The sequence below is a fragment of the Bacillus sp. S71 genome (assembly GCF_016625265.1).
In the GTDB taxonomy this organism is placed as follows: domain Bacteria; phylum Bacillota; class Bacilli; order Bacillales; family Bacillaceae_G; genus Bacillus_A; species Bacillus_A cereus.
This window is the reverse complement of sequence record NZ_JACVUW010000013.1, coordinates 81,072-99,836: the sequence shown is the minus strand read 5'-3', so window position 1 is coordinate 99,836 and position 18,765 is coordinate 81,072. Positions and strand designations below refer to the sequence as shown.

The following is an 18,765-nucleotide window of genomic DNA, read 5'->3' as shown; positions in this document are numbered from 1 at the left end:
TAAAAATATGATACTAGAAAATTCAGTAAAATAAAAATATTTAACATTTTTATATATAAAAAAGAAGGAGAAGCAATTCTATGCTTCTCCTTCTTTTTAATTTTAAGAATTAATATACTTTGTCACCATTAAAAATTGAGTTTTTCACGACAACATAATCTACAGTACGAATAGCATCTAGTTTTGTTCCACCAGCGTAAGAGATAGAAGATTGAAGATCTTGTTCCATTTCGATTAACGTATCTTCTAAAGAACCTTTATGCTCAACGAACATTTTCTTACCTTCAACGTTTTTCTTCTCACCCTTTTGGAATTCAGAAGCAGAACCGAAGTATTCTTTATAAAGTTTGCCATCTCTTTCAATTGTTTCCCCTGGAGACTCTTCGTGACCAGCGAATAGAGAACCGATCATGACCATAGTTGCCCCAAATCGAATAGATTTAGCTACGTCGCCGTGTGTACGAATACCACCATCAGCGATAATTGGCTTACTTGCAGCTTTTGCACACCAACGAAGTGCAGCTAGCTGCCAACCACCAGTTCCGAAGCCTGTTTTAATTTTAGTAATACAAACTTTACCAGGTCCAATACCAACTTTTGTTGCATCGGCACCAGCATTTTCTAATTCTCTTACCGCTTCGGGAGTTCCAACGTTTCCAGCGATAACGAAGCTCTCTGGTAAATGTTTTTTAATATGTTGAATCATGTTAATCACAGCATTAGAATGACCGTGTGCGATATCAATCGTGATATATTCAGGTGTAAGTTGCTCAGCAGCTAATTGTTGTACGAATTCATACTCGTCCTCTTTTACACCAACGCTGATAGAAGCGATTAATCCACGTGATTGCATATCTCTAATGAATGAGATTCGTTTCTCTGGTTGGAAACGATGCATGATATAGAAGTAATTGTTTTCAGCTAAATAAGTTGCGATTCTTTCATCAATAATCGTTTGCATATTTGCAGGCACGACAGGTAATTTAAATTTATGTTTTCCTAAAGTGACAGTTGTATCACATTCAGAGCGGCTATTTACAATACATTTTGCAGGAATTAATTGAATATCTTCATAGTCGAATACGTTTTCCATCATTTACACCCCTAAAATACGAATATTTTATTTTTATTAATCAAAAATGTTCGTCCATAGGATAATTTACATTATTTTTATTAAGAAGTCAAAGGATTTCTTAACATTTTTTTAAAAAGTAGATTTTATATCTGAAAAAAAACGTTAAAAACGAATTTAAAACGTTTTTTTAATTGTATTGTTCGTTTATGAAAAAAGGTTGAAAAATTTAGATAATTATACAAGGTTGTATGTATTCTTTTTATTTTTTGGTAGGGTGAGGGTACTATGAAAGGGTTAATGCTAACAATACGAGCAAAAGATGTCAGCAATTAGTTGAACAATATATGAAATGATAAGGTTTATTTCTATATAAAAAGATGAATCTGATATGATCCACCTTTTTATGTGAGGTTTCAAGTATAATAAGTAGGGTGATAGTAACGTATACAAAAGATAAAAAAGAAAATAATACAGAATAAAATGAGGTTAATATATGAGTAAAAAAAGTTTTTCTGATTATAAATTAAGTAAGGAAATTGTAAGGGCGCTTACTGGGTTAGGATATGATCATCCAACAGAAGTACAAGGTGAGGTTATTCCAGTCGCATTACAAAAGAAGGATCTTGTTGTGAAGTCCCAGACTGGAAGTGGAAAAACAGCTTCATTTGGTATTCCGCTTTGTGAAATGGTGGAGTGGGAAGAGAATAAACCACAAGCATTAGTTTTAACACCGACGAGAGAGCTTGCGGTACAGGTAAAAGAAGATATTACAAATATAGGTCGATTCAAAAGGATTAAGGCTGCGGCAGTTTATGGGAAATCTCCATTTGCACGTCAAAAATTAGAATTAAAGCAAAAGACACATATTGTAGTTGGGACTCCTGGTCGTGTGTTGGATCATATTGAAAAGGGTACCCTTTCTTTAGAGTGTTTGAAGTATTTAGTTATTGATGAAGCAGATGAGATGCTAAATATGGGCTTTATCGATCAAGTAGAGGCAATTATTGATGAATTACCTATAAAAAGAATGACAATGCTATTCTCAGCAACACTTCCAGAAGATGTTGAAAAATTGTCTCGTACATATATGAATTCACCAACTCATATCGAAATTAAAGCAGCTGGGATTACAACGGATAAAATTGAACATACTCTTTTTGAGGTGATAGAAGACGAGAAGCTTTCACTACTTAAAGATGTAACAACGATTGAGAATCCTGATAGTTGTATTATTTTCTGCCGTACACAAGAAAATGTAGATCATGTATATAGACAGTTAAAACGAGCTAACTATCCTTGCGACAAAATACATGGTGGTATGGTACAAGAAGATCGTTTTGAAGTCATGGATGATTTTAGAAAAGGGAAATTCCGTTATTTAGTAGCAACAGACGTGGCTGCGAGAGGAATTGATATTGATAATATTACACATGTTATTAATTATGATATTCCACTTGAAAAAGAAAGCTATGTACATCGTACTGGAAGAACGGGGCGAGCTGGAAATAGTGGAAAAGCTATTACATTTATAACACCATATGAAAATAGATTTTTAGAAGAGATTGAGGAGTATATTGGTTTTGAAATTCCAAAGGCAATTGGACCTTCAAAAGAAGAAGTTATGAAAGAGAAAGCTGCATTTGAAGAAAAGATATATGCTAAACCAATTATAAAGAAAGATAAAAATGCGGACATAAACAAAGGCATTATGAAGCTGTACTTTAATGGCGGGAAGAAAAAGAAAATTAGAGCGGTAGATTTCGTCGGGACAATTGCTAAAATTAAAGGTGTTACAGCAGAAGATATAGGCATTATTACGATACAAGATAACGTTTCTTACGTTGAAATATTAAATGGAAAAGGACCACTGGTTTTAAAGGTTATGAGAAATACAACGATAAAAGGTAAACAATTAAAAGTTCATGAGGCAATTAAATAAATGAAAATATCCACTTTAAAGGTGGATATTTTTTTGGGGCTTACTTATAGAGTGGATAATGTGAATGGACTTTAACCAATACGTGATTGACGATTGTTTTTTTGTATGTTAGTATTTTTAATTGGTTTTTTCTACCGTTTAATAGGAAAATTGGTAATTCATTTAGGAGTATATTTTTATATAAGTAAATCAATTTTATTTTAATTGTTGTAAGCTATAAAAAATAAGGACGGTGTTTATGAAATGAATTTTACTCAAGATAGGTGGAGTTTTAAATGGCTTCATTTTTATTTGATGGTAGTAGTTGTTGCATCTCTTTTATTACGAATATATTTAGCATTTCATTTAGAAGGATATGAACGAGATCAACTATTTTTCGTGGATTGGATGAACACGGTAGGTAAATATGGATTAGGTGATGTGTATGCACATGGGGATTTAGTAAACTACCCTCCGTTTTTCTTAGCTCTTTTAGGTATTTATGGAGTGATATTGTCATTTTTTAATATATCCGTGGATGCTGCTGGTGTTTTAATTCGAGTCCCATCAATTGCATTTGAAGTAGTGGCTATAATTATTTTTGCTATAGCTTCTAAAAGGATAGAAAATTCGATTGTGAGAGCAGCATTAGTGACATTTTTTGCATTTAGTCCAGCAGTTATAGTGGATGGGACTATTTGGGGTCAAGTAGACATGTTACATAGTATATTGATGGTTAGTTCTATTTTATTGCTAATGTATAAGCCAACTTGGTCTGGTGCTATTTACGCTATAGCGTTACTAGCTAAATTTCAATCAATCGTAATTGCGCCTGTATTTGCTATGTATTTCCTAAAAATCATTTTTGAAAAAAGAGAAGGTAAGCAATTAATTAAATTTATAATAGGGTTCTGTATCCCGTTATTAATATTCGGCCTTTATTTCGCAGCACATGGAACATTTATTACTATGTTGACACAAGCATATTTAAATGCGGTGGGTACTTTCCCAACGGTAACTGTATTTGCTATGAATATTTGGTATTACGCGATTGGTACGGATCCTAATACGGTAGATACTATTCAAGTTTTACCACATATTACATTGAAAACAGTTGGATTAATACTCTTGTCTATTGCAGCGGCATTAACTTGTTTATATGTCTTTTTCCATCGCCATATGAATACGGCAGTTCTATTAAAAGCAGCGACTTTTATAAGTTTTGCATTCTTTATGTTACCTACGCAAATGCATGAGAGATATGCTTTCCCAGCATTAGTATTTGTCATCTTTTTATTGCTATATGAAATGAAGTGGACAGGAATAGCTTTAGGATTAACGTTAACAATCTTTTTAAATCTAGTAATGGTTCTGTATGCAGGCTCTAATACGAATATGGGAATGTTTATCGTTACTATTAATGTTTTTATTTTCTATGCTATGTGTAAATTATTAGTAAAAGAGTATTGTGATCGCTTTGAATTACTAATAAAGAAACAGTAAAAATTATAATTTTAGAGAGAAGTACATTTTGCCAGTATGCAAAATGTACTTTTTTAGTTTGAAAGAGTAAAATTCCAATAGAAAAATAAACATGAGAGGATACTTAGAAAATATAATTTCTAAAATACTACAATCATTCGGATAGTTATTAGGACTCTTTTAAATCATCAATCAACTTCTCAGCTAAGCGTCTGTACATATTACTCATCGACACAAATGATGTTAGTAATAAAAATTTCTCTAGGTTCGGATTTTCTAAGGAAGAAATCTCACTTACTTCTGAAACACGGTTATTTACGTCTTGTGTAAAGTTTTCAACGTTGTTTTCGGTAAGGGTAAGATAATCTTTATATAGCGTATTTAATTCGAAGGAATCATCGCCTAATAAGGATTCATTTATATTTTCTAAGGAGCTTTTTATGTCATTAATGGAAAGGGCCCCTTTTAATTGATAAATTAGGCTAATTAAAATCATATGCTCTTTTGAGTATTTTTTATTTTTGATTGGAATAAACAGTTTCCCTTTTGCATAATTGTTAATCATTGTTTTTGTTAATACTTTTTCATCATCGTTTCTTGTTGTATCCGCATAAGTATTTTCAAATAGTTGGACAACCTGGTCTACATACAAGTCGACATTTGGAATATCCTCAAGCGTAATATTTTTTTCTAAATGTAATGTTTCAAGCAATTTATTTATATTTTTCACGTAGAACCCCTCACTTTTATAACTTAGTGGAGCATAAAGTTAAATTTATCTCTAAATATGGTATTACGAAACAAATGAATTGTAAATGTTGACCTCTAATAATAATGCGTATATAATTACATGTAGTTATCGAAACTACATGTAATTATATGAGGGGTGTTTATATGAATGCTTATATAAGGGAACCGGTTAATGCTTTTACCCACTTGGGGGGAGCTGTATTATCATTTATTGCATTATTAGCTATGCTTGTAAAAGTTTCTATTAAGATGCCATCTTTTGCGGCAATTACAGCTGTTATTTTGTTTGGCATCGGAATGATGGTTCTGTATACAGCATCAGCTGTATATCATAGTGTGGTAGCCAGTGAACGAGTTATTTATTTCTTTCGAAAGCTTGATCACTCTATGATTTTTATATTAATTGCAGGTACATATGCACCATTTTGTTTAATTACATTACATTCCGCAAACGGTTTATTATTATTTTGTTTAGTTTATGCAACGGCCATTTGTGGTATTGTTTTTAAAATGTTTTGGTTTAGTTGCCCGAGATGGTTATCAACAGCAATTTATATTACAATGGGCTGGTTAATTGTTCTGTTCTTTGCACCGTTAGCTGCTAACTTAAGTGCAGGAGGTATCGTGCTTCTAGTACTTGGAGGCATTCTTTATACAATTGGTGGATTTATTTATGGAACAAAGCCAAAATGGTTAGAGTTTAAACATATAGGGCATCATGAAATTTTTCATGTTTTTGTATTATTAGGTAGTCTTGCGCATTTTCTAAGTGTATATTGTTACGTAATTTAATAAAAAAACGCCGCATAATAAAAATTATGTGGCGTTTTTTTGTTACCTGATTAGAATCGTATATGTTATAAAATCATTATGGGATAAAATGTAAGTTTCTGTGTTCGCATGTTAAACATAGGATAAGAAATATGTGATATACTTTGAGAAGTTTATAATGAATGAAATATGGAGGACTATAATTATGGCAATACTTGTAACAGGTGGAGCAGGATATATTGGTAGTCATACATGCGTAGAATTACTAAATAGCGGTTACGAAGTTATAGTAGTGGATAACCTTTCGAATAGCTCGGTAGAATCTATAAATCGAGTGAAAGAAATAACAGGAAAACAATTTAAGTTTTATAAAGAAGATGTTTTAAATCATGAAGTGCTTGACGCAATTTTTGAAGAAAATGCAATTGACGCAGTTATTCACTTTGCAGGATTTAAAGCTGTAGGGGAGTCAGTAGCGATTCCATTAACATATTATCATAACAACATTACAAGCACGTTAGTGCTATGTGAAGTAATGCAGAAACATAATGTTAAGAAGATGATCTTTAGTTCATCTGCAACTGTATATGGTATCCCGGAAACGTCACCGATTACGGAGGAGTTTCCATTAAGTGCAACAAATCCATATGGTCAAACGAAATTAATGATTGAGCAAATTATGCGTGATGTAGCATTTGCAGATGCAGAATGGAGTATCGCGTTACTTCGTTATTTCAATCCATTTGGTGCACACGAGAGTGGGCGTATTGGAGAAGATCCAAATGGAATTCCAAATAACTTAATGCCATACGTAACGCAAGTAGCAGTAGGTAAGTTAAAAGAATTAAGTGTATTCGGAAATGACTATCCAACGAAAGATGGAACGGGAGTCCGTGATTACATTCATGTTGTGGACTTAGCAAATGGTCACGTAAAGGCGCTTGAGAAAGTACTGAATACAACAGGAGTAGATGCTTATAACCTAGGCACAGGCATGGGCTATAGTGTACTAGAGATGGTTAAAGCGTTTGAAAAAGTTTCGGGCAAGAAAGTTCCTTATAAAATTACAGAGCGTCGCCCAGGTGACGTGGCAGTGTGTTTTGCTGATGCATCTAAAGCGAAGCGTGAATTAGGCTGGGAGGCAACACGCGGATTAGAAGAGATGTGTGCAGATTCTTGGAAATGGCAATCAAATAATAAAAATGGCTATTTAGAAGTTTAATGATGAATAAAAAAATGACCTTTGCATAAAAGCAAGAGGTCATTTTTTATTAAGTTTATTAGCGAACCTAGAAAAGAACGTTTGCTGTTTTAAATGATATGATTTTACAATATCTTATGCTAGAAGATAGTAGAATGAGATAGAGGAATGTATTATTTTATTAATTTTTTATAGAAATTGAAAGCGTATTATTGAAAAGTATTCCAACACTTGTATCATTGCTAGAGTCCGTTTATAATCAAGGAATCCTATTTCATATTTTGATAGGATTATTTATTATTGAAAGCGTTTTAAGTTTCCTCTTTTTTGAGGTAGGAGGTCTGACTTATTCAGATGAAAAATTATGTATGTAGTTTTAAATGGGAAGAAAAATAATATCAGTATCACTTTATAGTGTGGGGAGGTTAAAAGTGTGAAAGGTAAAGATTTTCACACGAATATATATGGGTTATATAGGATTATTACTTTCAGGGGCAGCTTTATTTTTAAATAGTCTTGTTATATTAGGGAAAGCAGAGATGAAAAGTGCGGGTGTTTTTAATTTATTTGTGGGTGCACTACAAATTATTATTCCGTTTTATTTGATCATGATTTCTGACCAAAGCAATTGGACAGTGTATTCATATGCGGCTACTTTCTTATTTGGATTAACTTATTTATATGTAGGTGTTACTTTTATAAAAGGAATGGATAGTAGTGGTCTAGGATGGTTTTGTATTTGGGTAGCAATTATTGCTTTATTCTATATGGTTGTTTCATTTGTTCAATTCCATGATGTTGTTAATGCATTAACGTGGTTTATGTGGGCATTACTTTGGTATTTATTCTTTGTATTAAATACACAAAAGAAGAACATCAATCAATATCTTGGAAGGATTGCCTTCGTACAATCATGGGTAACATTGACTTTACCTTCACTATTTTATTTTATGGGAGTATGGGGAGAGGGATTCGTATATGAACTATGGGTTTATGTATCAGTAATTTCTATTTTGTACTTCTGTTATTGTATTTATAAATATCGAGTACGTTAATATATGATCTGCATAAAAGCATGGAATCGTTAAACTGATTTCATGCTTTTTTATATATTAGCGTTTTATAATAAAAGAGGTGGTATCTCATAAATCATGAAAATGGGGATGATGAAATTGAAGAAAGTGTTGGTGCTAGGAGGAACAAGGTTTTTTGGTAAACATTTAGTAGAGTACCTTTTGCAAGCTGGACACGATGTAACAATTGCCACAAGGGGAGTTACTGAAGATTCTTTTGGTAGCGCAGTAAAAAGAATAATTGTCGATAGAGAAGATAGAAAGCTACTAGAAGAGCGTCTAGAAGGAAAAAGTTATGATATTGTATACGATAATTTATGCTATAGTTCAAATGCAGCGAAAATGGTATGTGAAGTTTTGAAAGGAAAAACAAAGAAGTATATTATGACATCTTCAATGGCTGTCTATGAACCTGCATTAAGTTTGTTAGAAGAGGACTTTAATCCATACGAATATGCAATTACATATGGAGATAGAAATGATTTTAATTATAGTGAAGGAAAGCGATTAGCCGAAGCGGTTTTATTTCAATATGCAACATTCCCAGTCGTTGCAGTGCGTTTTCCAGTTGTTATTGGAGAAAATGACTATACGAAAAGGTTACAATTTTACGTTGAATGTGTTGTGAACCAAAAACCTATCGTTGTGGATCATGTAGATGGAACTTTGTCATTTATACATGAAAAAGAGGCAGGAGAGTTTCTAGCTTGGTGCGGAATGGAAAATGTGAAAGGACCAATTAACGCCTGTAGTAACGGGGTAGTTTCTACGGAAGAAATTATTCATTTCATAGAAGAGAAGACGGGAATAAAAGCACTCATCCAGGAAGCTGGAGAAAATATAGCTCCTTATAATGAGGTAACTAACTGTACGTTACATAATGGAAAGGCTCGTAAATTTGGATTTTTGTTCCGAGAGCTGAAACTAGAAATAAAAAATGTTTTAAAACATTATATAAATACAATGAAGTAATCATAAATCCCCCGGTGGCAATCCGGGGGATTCTGGAGGATTTCGACAATACTGATTTTACATTACCAAATTTACCTTATACATACGACTAATGTTTTTGTGATTGAATTGCTTGTAAATACTTCTCGTTTACTTGGTCCCAGTTTACTGTATGCCACCAATTGGTAACAAACTCTGGGCGCCGATTTTGATACTTTAAATAATAAGCATGTTCCCATACATCAATTACGAGTAAGGGGATTTTCCCTTCTTGCAAAGGCGTATCTTGATTTGGTGTACTCATAACAGAGAGTTCCTCACCGTCAAGAACAAGCCATCCATAGCCACTTCCAAAACGACTAATAGCTGCTTTGGAAAGTTGATCTTTTAAGTTGTCAAAGGTATTGAAATAATAATCAATTACTTTTGCAACGTCTCCATTAGGCTCACCGCCACCTCGTGGGCTCATCACTTCCCAAAAAAGACTATGACAATAGTGACCACCACCGTTATTTCTTACAGCTGTAACAATTTCCTTCGGTAAAGCATCTAAATTACATAGCAATTCTTCTAAAGATTTATTATGTAATTCAGTATAATTTTCTAAAGTAGCATTTAAATTGTTTACGTATGTCGCATGGTGCTTTCCATGATGAATGGAAAGTGTATTGCTATCGATATGTGGCTCTAGTTCATCATAGTCATATGAAAGCTTTGGCAATTGAAATGAAGACATAACATTACCTCCTTTCTATTTAAAAAGTTGGTCTAGGTAAAAATACTTTACCTGAGTCAAAAATACACCCATTTTCCATATAAGTCAATAGTAAGTCTGTTAATTTTCTGAAAAATATTACAATAAAAGTAACACTCTCAATTTCATTTGTGACTCCTATCCTTTTTGCTTATACTGTAAAGTAGCAAGGTTTTGTTGAAATAGAAGGAGATTGTTTATGAGTAAAACGAAACAATTAATAGAGGAAGCAAGTAATTTTATTACGATTTGTTATAAGGAGCTTCATAAAGAACAATTGATAGAAGAACGTATAAAAGAAATTCAAATTGAGATAGAGAAGACAGGGACATATGAGCATACATTTGAAGAACTTGTTCATGGTTCACGAATGGCATGGCGTAACAGTAATAGATGTATTGGAAGACTATTTTGGAGTAAGATGCACATATTAGATGCGCGCGAAGTAAATGATGAAGAGGGTGTATATAATGCATTAATTCATCATATTAAATATGCAACGAACGATGGAAAAGTTAAACCAACCATTACGATTTTTAAGCAATATCAAGGTGAGGAAAATAATATACGAATTTATAATCACCAATTGATTCGATATGCAGGATATAAAACAGAAATGGGAGTGATCGGTGACTCGCATTCCGCTACATTTACGGACTTTTGTCAGGAGCTTGGCTGGCAAGGAGAAGGTACGAATTTCGATGTATTGCCACTTGTATTTTCTATAAACGGGAAGGCGCCTACATATAAAGAAATTCCGAGGAAAGAAGTAAAAGAAGTGCCAATTGAACACCCAGAATACCCTATTTCATCACTTGGAGCAAAATGGTATGGGGTTCCAATGATTTCAGATATGCGCTTAGAAATTGGCGGTATTTCTTATACAGCCGCTCCGTTCAATGGATGGTATATGGGAACAGAAATTGGGGCGCGCAACTTAGCGGATCATGATCGTTATAATTTACTTCCGGCTGTTGCGGAGATGATGGATTTAGATACATCGAGAAACGGTACGTTATGGAAGGATAAGGCGCTAATTGAGTTGAATATTGCCGTACTACACTCTTTTAAAAAACAAGGAGTTAGTATTGTTGATCATCATACTGCTGCACAACAATTTCAGCAATTTGAGAAGCAAGAAGCTGCTTGTGGTCGTGTTGTAACAGGTAATTGGGTGTGGCTTATTCCACCATTATCTCCAGCTACCACTCATATTTATCATAAACCGTATCCGAATGAAATTTTGAAGCCAAATTTCTTTCATAAATAATATTTAGTGCAGTTTTTTTCTGCAAAATATATTTTTTTTAATTACTGTTATGTAGCAAATGGAAGCCTTTACTCTCGGTTATTTTTGGAAGAGGATTTTTGAACCAAGGAGTTCCTTATGTTATAATCAAATTTCTGTTTCGAAGACCTTATAGAAATATAAGGTCTTTTGTTTTGCTTTTTTATGTAAGAGAAAGAGATTTTTTTCTTTTTAATAAGGGATTTGGCATATTTTTAGGGACAACATAAGTATGTGGGAAGTCGATAAAATGTTATGCATATATAATTATTGTGTTTTGGGTTTAAACAATAAAACATAATAAAGTTGTTTTTTTAGATTGCTGAGGAAGGAGGAAGTGTAAATGAGGATGAAGAGTCGAAAAACTGATTGGCCTGTGTTTATTATTAGCGGTGGTTCACTTTTATTATTTGTAATTGCAGTTTTTTTGAACAAGGATTATGTAGAGAGTGCGATTAATAACAGTTTCGCTTTTTCAATTAAATATTTTGGTGCCTTCTGGCAAGTTTTATTATTAGGTACATTTATTGTTGCGATGTGTATGGCGTTCTCCAAATATGGGAGAGTTAAACTTGGGGGATTAGAAAAACCTGAGATTAGTACGGCAAAATGGCTTGCTATTATTATGTCTACATTACTTGCCGGAGGTGGCGTTTTTTGGGCAGCAGCAGAGCCAATGTACCATTTGATGACGGTGCCACCAATACATGATGGTATATCTGCTGGAACGAAAGAAGCAGTTATGCCTGCTTTAGCACAAAGTTATATGCATTGGGGATTTTTAGCATGGACGATTTTAGGTACAATTAGTGCGGTAGTTATGATGTATGGACATTATCATAAAGGTATGCCGCTAAAACCTCGAACGCTTTTATATCCTATTTTTGGGGAAAAATTAAGAAAGAGCCTGCTTGGAACGATAATTGATGCAGCTGCAATTATTGCAGTAGCTGCAGGTACAATTGGCCCAATTGGATTTTTAGGTTTACAAGCAAGTTATGGGTTACAAGAATTATTTGGAATTTCTGATGTATTTACTACTCAATTAGCAATTATTGTTTGTGTAGTGGCCGTGTCTACCATATCGGCAGTAACAGGTATTGATAAAGGGATTCAAATTATAAGTAATTTAAATGTTAGATTAGCAATTTTGTTAATGGCATTCATATTACTATTTGGGCCAGGTGGATTTATTATTGATTCGTTTGTTTCTTCGTTTGGATTTTATGTAAGTGAGTTTATACCGATGAGCACATACCGTGGTGATACAAGTTGGTTAGGATCTTGGACAATCTTTTTCTGGGGATGGTTTATTGGATACGGACCAATGATGGCAATTTTAGTGAGTCGAATTTCAAGAGGGAGAACGATTCGAGAAATCATCGTTGCAATTGGAATTATCGCACCTATTATTACAACGTTTTGGTTTACTATATTAGGTGGATCAGGTGTGTTTTATGAGTTAATGAATCCTGGTTCTATCTCGGACGCATTAAGTGAATCTGGTATGCCGGCAGCTATGATTGTAATTACAGGACAATTGCCACTTTCTAATATTATTGGACCAGCATTTCTTTTATTAACAATTTTATTTGTAGTGACAACAGGAGATTCAATGGCGTATTCCATTTCAATGGCAGTGACTGGAGACGGAGATCCTAGAATTAGTTTGCGAATTTTTTGGTCGCTTATTATGGGAGCAGTTGCAGCAATTCTTTTATATATGGGTGAAGGAAGTATTAATGCGCTACAATCGTTTATCGTAGTGACGGCAGTTCCGGTATCAATTTTGTTATTCCCGATGCTATGGTTAGCGCCTAAAGTTGCGGGAGAATTAGCATTAAAACAAGGTATTGTAAAAGAAGAAGATAAAACTGCATTCTTATTTCAGAAGGCTAGTAAATCAAAATAAATAAAAACGTAAAAGAGGAAGCATCTTAAATGAGATGCTTCCTCTTTTACGTTTAATCTAATACTTTTCCCTTTGTTTCTGGTACACATAGTAGCATTGTAATTAACCCGATTGGGTAGATGATAAAAATCAGGGACAATGCTCCAAGTAGGTTGCCACCTGTAGCGAGTAAGCCGATAATAACAGGCCCAAATCCAGCTAATCCACGCCCTGTACCGAAAATAAAGTTTTCTGCGGTAGAGCGAGCTTCAGCAGGATAGTTTTCAGCTAAAATTGCCCCAAATCCTCCCATCATTCCATTTGCAAAGAATCCAAGCAATGCACTTCCCCATAATAATAATGTTGAATCTGTGAATAAGAAGAAGTAAATGAGACAGTATACTGTACCGCCAATATAATAAATTGCAAAAGTTTTACGACGACCAATTTTATCAGCTAGAATACCAAAGGTTGCAATTCCAATTAGCATACCGATGGTAGAAATGAACATCCAGCCACTTGCTTTTGCTAATGTATAGTTATATTTATTTGCTAAAATAGTTGGCATCCATGTGAAGATTCCGTAATATCCGAAGTTCTGGATAAATGACATAATAATAAGACCGATTGTTGTGATTGTTACTTTTTTACTGGCAAATAACTTTCGAAGTGGGAATTTTTTTATATGTTTTAGTTGTTCTGCTTCAGTAGGTGTTAATTTACCTGCAGCTTCTTTTTGTAATAGTTCTTTTTTGTAGCGTTGTTTTTGCTCCCATATTTTCGGTTCACTTAAACTTTTACGGACATAGACAGCTAGTAAAGCTGGAATTAATCCAAATAAGAAAACGGCTCTCCATCCAAAATGCGGGACAATAAATGCTGGAAGGAGTGAAGCAACCAGTACACCAAATTGCCATCCAAGTGCAACAACAGATGTCGCTTTAGCGCGCATTTCTTTAGACCATGTTTCTGTTACAATGGCCATTCCGATTCCGAATTCACCACCAACTCCCATTCCAACTAAAAAGCGAAGAATTAATAATTGCCAGTAGTCTGTTGCGAAATAAATGAGTGCGGTTGCTAGTGAAAACAGTAAGATTGTGAAGGCCATTGTACGAATACGTCCAAATAAATCAGCAATAAATCCAAATAAATAAGAACCAATTAACATCCCTATTGTGGTAGCTAATGTTAAGTTTCCACCTTCAACAGGACTTAAGTGAAACTCTTTTAAAATATAGACAAGTACGAAAGATAATAGCAACATATCTAAACCTTCTGCTGCATATCCTAGCGCAGAACCAAATAATGTTTTATATCTTTTCGCTTTCGTCTCCTCTGTTATTTGTTGTACATCAGTAGTGACGTTCATTATTACTCCTCCTTATTTTCTACAGTCGCTATGGAAGAATAACAAAAGGCCTTCTCACCTGATATGATGAGAAGGCCAAAAAAGCATACGTATCCCTAAGAAAAGAACATACGTATATTGTATTCCGACTTCCTTCTCAACCTCACGGGGTTGGGTTAAAGGACTGTATTATATTACTTTATTTTTAGCACTCTTCTATTGTATTGTCAAATAAAGAGGAAGTTATTATGTGTAAAATATTTCAAAAAACATTTCGTTCTTCTTGACGCCGACTTCATTATTTTCCCATAATAAAACTAACTAAATAAAAAGGAATGAATCAAAGATGCTAAATTTAGTACTCATGATGATTGAACGAGTCGGACTTATAGTTATTTTAGGATTTTTACTCTCTCATATTAAAACTTTCAGACGTCTCCTTCATAAACAGGATGGCTATGTAGATAAGCTTAAGCTTATTTGTATTTTTTCGGTATTTACAATTGTAAGCAATTACACTGGGATTGAAATAGCAGGAAATACGATTATGAATGAAAATTGGTTACAAGGTGTTTCTTCGTCAAGTACAATTGCGAATACGCGTATTATGGGTGTTGGTATTAGTGGCTTACTTGGTGGCCCTATCGTAGGGGTTGGAGTAGGGTTTATTGCTGGTATTCATCGTTATATGCTTGGTGGTACGACAGCGCTAAGCTGCGCAATCTCTTCTATTTTAGCGGGGATTATAACGGGTTATATCGGATATATTTTCAAAAAATATAATCGTACAATTACTCCTAAGTTTTCAGCAGTTTTAAGTGTTTTTATCGTATCTTTAGAAATGGTTATGATTTTATTAATTATAGAGGATGGAATTAGCGTTGTGAAAACAATAGCGATACCGATGATTCTTGTAAATAGTTTTGGAAGTTTTATTTTACTTTCTATGATACAAGCTATTTTGCGTCAGGAGGAGAATGCAAAAGCACTTCAGACTCATAAAGTATTGCGTATTGCTGATAAAACGTTACCGTATTTTCGTCAAGGTTTAACAGAAGAATCGTGTAAGCATGTGGCACAAATTATTCACCGCTTTACAGGAACGGATGCGGTATCTTTAACAGATACAGAGAAAATATTAGCGCACGTTGGATTAGCATCAGATCACCATATTCCTTCACATAGTTTAATAACTGGTTTATCAAAAGAGGTTTTACATACAGGGCAAATAATGAAGGCGAAATCACGTGAGGTTATTAATTGCCAACATGAAAGCTGTCCCTTACAAGCCGCTATTGTTATTCCACTAACTTCACATGGAAATACGATAGGTACATTAAAACTGTATTTCAAAAATTCTAACCAGTTAAGTCGCGTTGAAGAAGAATTAGCAGAGGGGTTAGCAAAGATATTCTCCACGCAGTTAGAGTTAGGAGAAGCTGAGTTGCAAAGTAAATTACTTCAAGATGCGGAGATAAAAGCATTACAAGCACAAATTAACCCGCACTTTTTATTTAATGCGATTAATACAGTATCAGCTTTATGCCGAACAGATGTAGAAAAAGCAAGGAAGTTATTATTACAGCTGAGTGTGTATTTTCGTTGTAATTTGCAAGGGGCACGTCAGTTATTGATTCCACTAGAGCAAGAATTAAACCACGTACAGGCATACTTATCATTAGAACAAGCAAGGTTCCCAAATAAGTATGAGGTAAAGATGTATATTGAGGATGAGCTAAAGACAACTTTAGTACCACCATTTGTTCTTCAACTATTGGTTGAAAATGCACTGCGACATGCTTTTCCGAAGAAGCAACCAATATGCGAAGTGGAAGTGCATGTTTTTGAAAAAGAGGGTATGGTTCACTTTGAAGTAAAAGATAATGGACAGGGAATTGAGGAAGAACGTTTAGAACAATTAGGAAAGATGGTAGTTTCATCAAAGAAAGGGACTGGAACAGCTTTATATAATATTAATGAACGTCTTATTGGGTTATTTGGGAAAGAAACGATGCTTCATATCGAAAGTGAATTAAATAAAGGGACGGAGATTACCTTTATTATTCCAAAAAAAGTAGGGGAGGAAGAGCCGGGTGTTAAAAGTATTAGTAGTTGACGATGAAATGTTAGCACGTGATGAACTAAAGTATTTATTAGAGAGAACGAAAGAAGTTGAGATAGTTGGTGAGGCTGATTGTGTGGAAGACGCATTAGAAGAACTAATGCAAAGTAGACCAGATATTGTGTTTTTAGATATTCAATTATCCGATGATAACGGATTTGAAATCGCGAATATATTAAAGAAGATGAAAAATCCACCTGCAATTGTATTTGCTACTGCCTATGATCAATATGCGCTGCAAGCATTTGAAGTAGATGCGTTAGACTACATTTTAAAACCATTTGATGAAGAACGTATTGTGCAAACATTAAAGAAGTATAAAAAACAAAAACAAGCGCAAATAGAAACGAAGCACGAAATAAAGGGGACAGATGTAGCAGCAGAGATGCATAAATTAGCATTACCAATTGAAGAATCAATCGTACTTGTGAATATTGAAGACATTATATATGTAGGGCTTGTAGATGGGAAAGTAACAGTAAAAACAATGAGGGAAACGTATGTAACACATGATACACTTGTAATTTTAGAGAAGAAGTTACCACAAGCAAGCTTCATGCGCATCCATCGTAGCTTTATTGCGAATATTAATCATATTACTGAAATTCAGCCATGGTTCAATTCTACTTATAATTTAATCATGAAAGAAGGATCGAAAGTACCTGTTAGCCGTACATATGCAAAAGAACTCAAGAAGCTGCTTCGTATTTAAGAAGCAGCTTTTGTATTTCATCCTTTTATATTTGTAACTGATTCTGTATATTTGACGTTCTGTTATGTAAACGCTTACTTTAGTGTTTATATCCTATACAATAAAGGTACCAAATCGAAAGAGGTGGCCAAAATGAGTACGAAAAAAGTATATAGTTTCTTATCACAAGCATTTATATTCTCAGCTATTATGTTAATTTCAAATATTATTGCAACGCATTTACCAATTCCAATGCCTTCATCGGTAATCGGGTTAGTTATTTTATTTAGTCTATTATGTTTAAAAGTAATTAAATTGGAGCAAGTTGAATCACTTGGAACAGCTTTAACCGGCATTATCGGATTCCTTTTCGTCCCATCAGGTATTTCAGTTATTAATTCTCTTGGTGTAATGGGGCAATACTTTGTACAAATTTTAACTGTAATTGTTGTAGCAACAGTTATTTTACTCGCTGTAACAGGATTATTTGCACAATTCATTTTAGGAAAAGATGAAAAAGAAACAGAAGATACAAAAGAATTGAAAATAGTAAATAAAGGACGCAAGCACGGAAAGGTTGCGTAACCATTGAATTTATATATTGTTAGGAGGTAATGAACATGGCAAGCACAATGACTCCATATTTCGGAATCGTCGTTTCATTAATCGCATACGGAATCGGAACATTATTATTCAAGCATTCAAAAGGGTTCTTCCTATTTACACCATTATTCGTAGCGATGGTATTAGGGATTGTCTTTCTAAAGGTAGGTAACTTTACTTTTGAAGAATATAATACTGGTGGAAAAATGATTAGTTTCTTCTTAGAGCCAGCAACAATTGCATTCGCTATCCCACTATATAAACAAGTTGATAAGTTGAAAAAATATTGGTGGCAAATTTTATCAGCTATCGTGGTTGGATCTATTTGTTCAGTAATTGTCGTGTTCATTGTTGCAAAAGCAATCGGTTTAGATACAGCAGTAATGAATTCAATGCTACCACAAGCAGCAACAACAGCAATTGCGTTACCAATTTCAGAAAGTATTGGTGGTATTCCTGCAATTACATCGTTTGCGGTTATTTTCAACGCAGTTATCGTATACGCATTAGGAGCATTATTCTTAAAAACATTTAGAGTGAAGCATCCGATTGCAAAAGGTTTAGCACTTGGAACAGCGGGCCATGCATTAGGAGTTGCAGTAGGAATTGAAATGGGTGAGGTAGAGGCAGCGATGGCAAGTATCGCTGTAACGGTAGTTGGGGTTGTAACAGTAGTTGTCATCCCGATGTTCATGCCATTCATTGGATAGTAAAACTTACTTAAAAAATAAGAAAAGCAAGCTATTTGTAGGACAGATTTCTACTGATAGCTTGCTTTTTATGTTACAGTAGTGGTAAGACCTATTTAAAAAAATGTAAGTTTCCTTAAATCTTCATTAATACT

The 18,765-nt window shown here is 34.0% G+C and carries 16 protein-coding genes; 12 read left to right on the top strand and 4 right to left on the bottom strand.

Features of this window, described 5'->3' with window-relative positions; translation table 11 throughout:
- Positions 1 to 109 precede the first annotated feature (109 nt).
- Positions 110 to 1,093, bottom strand: a complete 984-nt coding sequence (gene guaC, locus IBT51_RS22715) for a GMP reductase (protein WP_000432447.1) — start codon at positions 1,091 to 1,093, stop codon at positions 110 to 112.
- Between the two features lie 475 nt (positions 1,094 to 1,568).
- On the opposite strand from guaC, the gene dbpA reads away from it, so the two are divergent.
- Both dbpA and IBT51_RS22705 read left to right on the top strand, forming a co-directional pair.
- Entirely contained in the window at positions 1,569 to 3,014 is a 1,446-nt protein-coding gene (gene dbpA, locus IBT51_RS22710; RefSeq protein ID WP_053563264.1) for an ATP-dependent RNA helicase DbpA, read from the top strand.
- Between the two features lie 243 nt (positions 3,015 to 3,257).
- Positions 3,258 to 4,496: a hypothetical protein gene (locus tag IBT51_RS22705; protein WP_053563265.1), complete on the top strand. Its 1,239-nt coding sequence runs from the start codon at positions 3,258 to 3,260 to the stop codon at positions 4,494 to 4,496.
- Positions 4,497 to 4,644: 148 nt separating this feature from the next.
- On the opposite strand, the gene IBT51_RS22700 is transcribed toward IBT51_RS22705, so the two are convergent.
- The gene (locus IBT51_RS22700; protein WP_088022546.1) at positions 4,645 to 5,205 is read right to left on the bottom strand and encodes a DUF1836 domain-containing protein; all 561 of its coding nucleotides are present in this window, start codon (positions 5,203 to 5,205) and stop codon (positions 4,645 to 4,647) included.
- Between the two features lie 164 nt (positions 5,206 to 5,369).
- On the opposite strand from IBT51_RS22700, the gene trhA reads away from it, so the two are divergent.
- The 4 genes from trhA to IBT51_RS22680 all read left to right on the top strand — a co-directional run bounded on the left by trhA (position 5,370) and on the right by IBT51_RS22680 (position 9,242).
- Positions 5,370 to 6,017, top strand: a complete 648-nt coding sequence (gene trhA / locus IBT51_RS22695) for a PAQR family membrane homeostasis protein TrhA (RefSeq protein ID WP_053563267.1) — start codon at positions 5,370 to 5,372, stop codon at positions 6,015 to 6,017.
- 184 nt (positions 6,018 to 6,201) lie between these two features.
- The gene (gene galE / locus IBT51_RS22690; protein ID WP_053563268.1) at positions 6,202 to 7,218 is read left to right on the top strand and encodes a UDP-glucose 4-epimerase GalE; all 1,017 of its coding nucleotides are present in this window, start codon (positions 6,202 to 6,204) and stop codon (positions 7,216 to 7,218) included.
- Positions 7,219 to 7,661: 443 nt separating this feature from the next.
- Positions 7,662 to 8,252, top strand: a complete 591-nt coding sequence (locus IBT51_RS22685; protein WP_000540540.1) for an AmiS/UreI family transporter — start codon at positions 7,662 to 7,664, stop codon at positions 8,250 to 8,252.
- 96 nt (positions 8,253 to 8,348) lie between these two features.
- Positions 8,349 to 9,242: an NAD-dependent epimerase/dehydratase family protein gene (locus IBT51_RS22680; protein ID WP_100910525.1), complete on the top strand. Its 894-nt coding sequence runs from the start codon at positions 8,349 to 8,351 to the stop codon at positions 9,240 to 9,242.
- 88 nt (positions 9,243 to 9,330) lie between these two features.
- Here IBT51_RS22680 and sodA read toward each other — a convergent pair whose 3' ends face one another.
- The gene (gene sodA / locus IBT51_RS22675) at positions 9,331 to 9,957 is read right to left on the bottom strand and encodes a superoxide dismutase [Mn] (protein ID WP_000094037.1); all 627 of its coding nucleotides are present in this window, start codon (positions 9,955 to 9,957) and stop codon (positions 9,331 to 9,333) included.
- A gap of 217 nt (positions 9,958 to 10,174) precedes the next feature.
- Here sodA and IBT51_RS22670 point away from each other — a divergent pair, with 217 nt between their 5' ends.
- Complete coding sequence (locus tag IBT51_RS22670; protein WP_000047620.1) at positions 10,175 to 11,245, top strand: nitric oxide synthase oxygenase; 1,071 nt, start codon at positions 10,175 to 10,177, stop codon at positions 11,243 to 11,245.
- Positions 11,246 to 11,606: 361 nt separating this feature from the next.
- The gene (locus IBT51_RS22665; protein ID WP_200458663.1) at positions 11,607 to 13,175 is read left to right on the top strand and encodes a BCCT family transporter; all 1,569 of its coding nucleotides are present in this window, start codon (positions 11,607 to 11,609) and stop codon (positions 13,173 to 13,175) included.
- A 52-nt stretch (positions 13,176 to 13,227) separates the two neighbouring features.
- On the opposite strand, the gene IBT51_RS22660 is transcribed toward IBT51_RS22665, so the two are convergent.
- Positions 13,228 to 14,526 carry an MFS transporter gene (locus IBT51_RS22660; protein ID WP_016513283.1) on the bottom strand — a complete coding sequence of 433 codons (1,299 nt, stop codon included), beginning with the start codon at positions 14,524 to 14,526 and terminating at the stop codon, positions 13,228 to 13,230.
- Positions 14,527 to 14,851: 325 nt separating this feature from the next.
- On the opposite strand from IBT51_RS22660, the gene lytS reads away from it, so the two are divergent.
- From lytS to lrgB, 4 genes are all read left to right on the top strand, one after another.
- Positions 14,852 to 16,621, top strand: coding sequence for a two-component system sensor histidine kinase LytS (gene lytS / locus IBT51_RS22655; RefSeq protein ID WP_000933592.1), 1,770 nt, complete (start codon positions 14,852 to 14,854; stop codon positions 16,619 to 16,621).
- On the top strand, positions 16,599 to 17,339 hold the full coding sequence (locus IBT51_RS22650; RefSeq protein ID WP_000921848.1) for a LytR/AlgR family response regulator transcription factor: 741 nt from the start codon (positions 16,599 to 16,601) through the stop codon (positions 17,337 to 17,339). The genes lytS and IBT51_RS22650 overlap by 23 nt, the downstream gene beginning before the upstream one ends.
- 132 nt (positions 17,340 to 17,471) lie before the next feature.
- Positions 17,472 to 17,903, top strand: coding sequence for an antiholin-like murein hydrolase modulator LrgA (gene lrgA / locus IBT51_RS22645; protein WP_053563271.1), 432 nt, complete (start codon positions 17,472 to 17,474; stop codon positions 17,901 to 17,903).
- A 35-nt stretch (positions 17,904 to 17,938) separates the two neighbouring features.
- Complete coding sequence (gene lrgB, locus IBT51_RS22640) at positions 17,939 to 18,631, top strand: antiholin-like protein LrgB (protein WP_000168869.1); 693 nt, start codon at positions 17,939 to 17,941, stop codon at positions 18,629 to 18,631.
- The last annotated feature ends 134 nt before the right edge of the window (positions 18,632 to 18,765 follow it).

What these genes read in the sequence shown, in the direction of transcription:
- guaC (WP_000432447.1), bottom strand. Translation starts at nt 1,093, where the DNA reads ATGGAAAACGTATTCGACTATGAAGATATTCAATTAATTCCTGCAAAA.
- dbpA (WP_053563264.1), top strand. Translation starts at nt 1,569, where the DNA reads ATGAGTAAAAAAAGTTTTTCTGATTATAAATTAAGTAAGGAAATTGTA.
- IBT51_RS22705 (WP_053563265.1), top strand. Translation starts at nt 3,258, where the DNA reads ATGAATTTTACTCAAGATAGGTGGAGTTTTAAATGGCTTCATTTTTAT.
- trhA (WP_053563267.1), top strand. Translation starts at nt 5,370, where the DNA reads ATGAATGCTTATATAAGGGAACCGGTTAATGCTTTTACCCACTTGGGG.
- galE (WP_053563268.1), top strand. Translation starts at nt 6,202, where the DNA reads ATGGCAATACTTGTAACAGGTGGAGCAGGATATATTGGTAGTCATACA.
- IBT51_RS22685 (WP_000540540.1), top strand. Translation starts at nt 7,662, where the DNA reads ATGGGTTATATAGGATTATTACTTTCAGGGGCAGCTTTATTTTTAAAT.
- IBT51_RS22680 (WP_100910525.1), top strand. Translation starts at nt 8,349, where the DNA reads ATGAAAATGGGGATGATGAAATTGAAGAAAGTGTTGGTGCTAGGAGGA.
- sodA (WP_000094037.1), bottom strand. Translation starts at nt 9,957, where the DNA reads ATGTCTTCATTTCAATTGCCAAAGCTTTCATATGACTATGATGAACTA.
- IBT51_RS22670 (WP_000047620.1), top strand. Translation starts at nt 10,175, where the DNA reads ATGAGTAAAACGAAACAATTAATAGAGGAAGCAAGTAATTTTATTACG.
- IBT51_RS22665 (WP_200458663.1), top strand. Translation starts at nt 11,607, where the DNA reads ATGAGGATGAAGAGTCGAAAAACTGATTGGCCTGTGTTTATTATTAGC.
- IBT51_RS22660 (WP_016513283.1), bottom strand. Translation starts at nt 14,526, where the DNA reads ATGAACGTCACTACTGATGTACAACAAATAACAGAGGAGACGAAAGCG.
- lytS (WP_000933592.1), top strand. Translation starts at nt 14,852, where the DNA reads ATGCTAAATTTAGTACTCATGATGATTGAACGAGTCGGACTTATAGTT.
- lrgA (WP_053563271.1), top strand. Translation starts at nt 17,472, where the DNA reads ATGAGTACGAAAAAAGTATATAGTTTCTTATCACAAGCATTTATATTC.
- lrgB (WP_000168869.1), top strand. Translation starts at nt 17,939, where the DNA reads ATGGCAAGCACAATGACTCCATATTTCGGAATCGTCGTTTCATTAATC.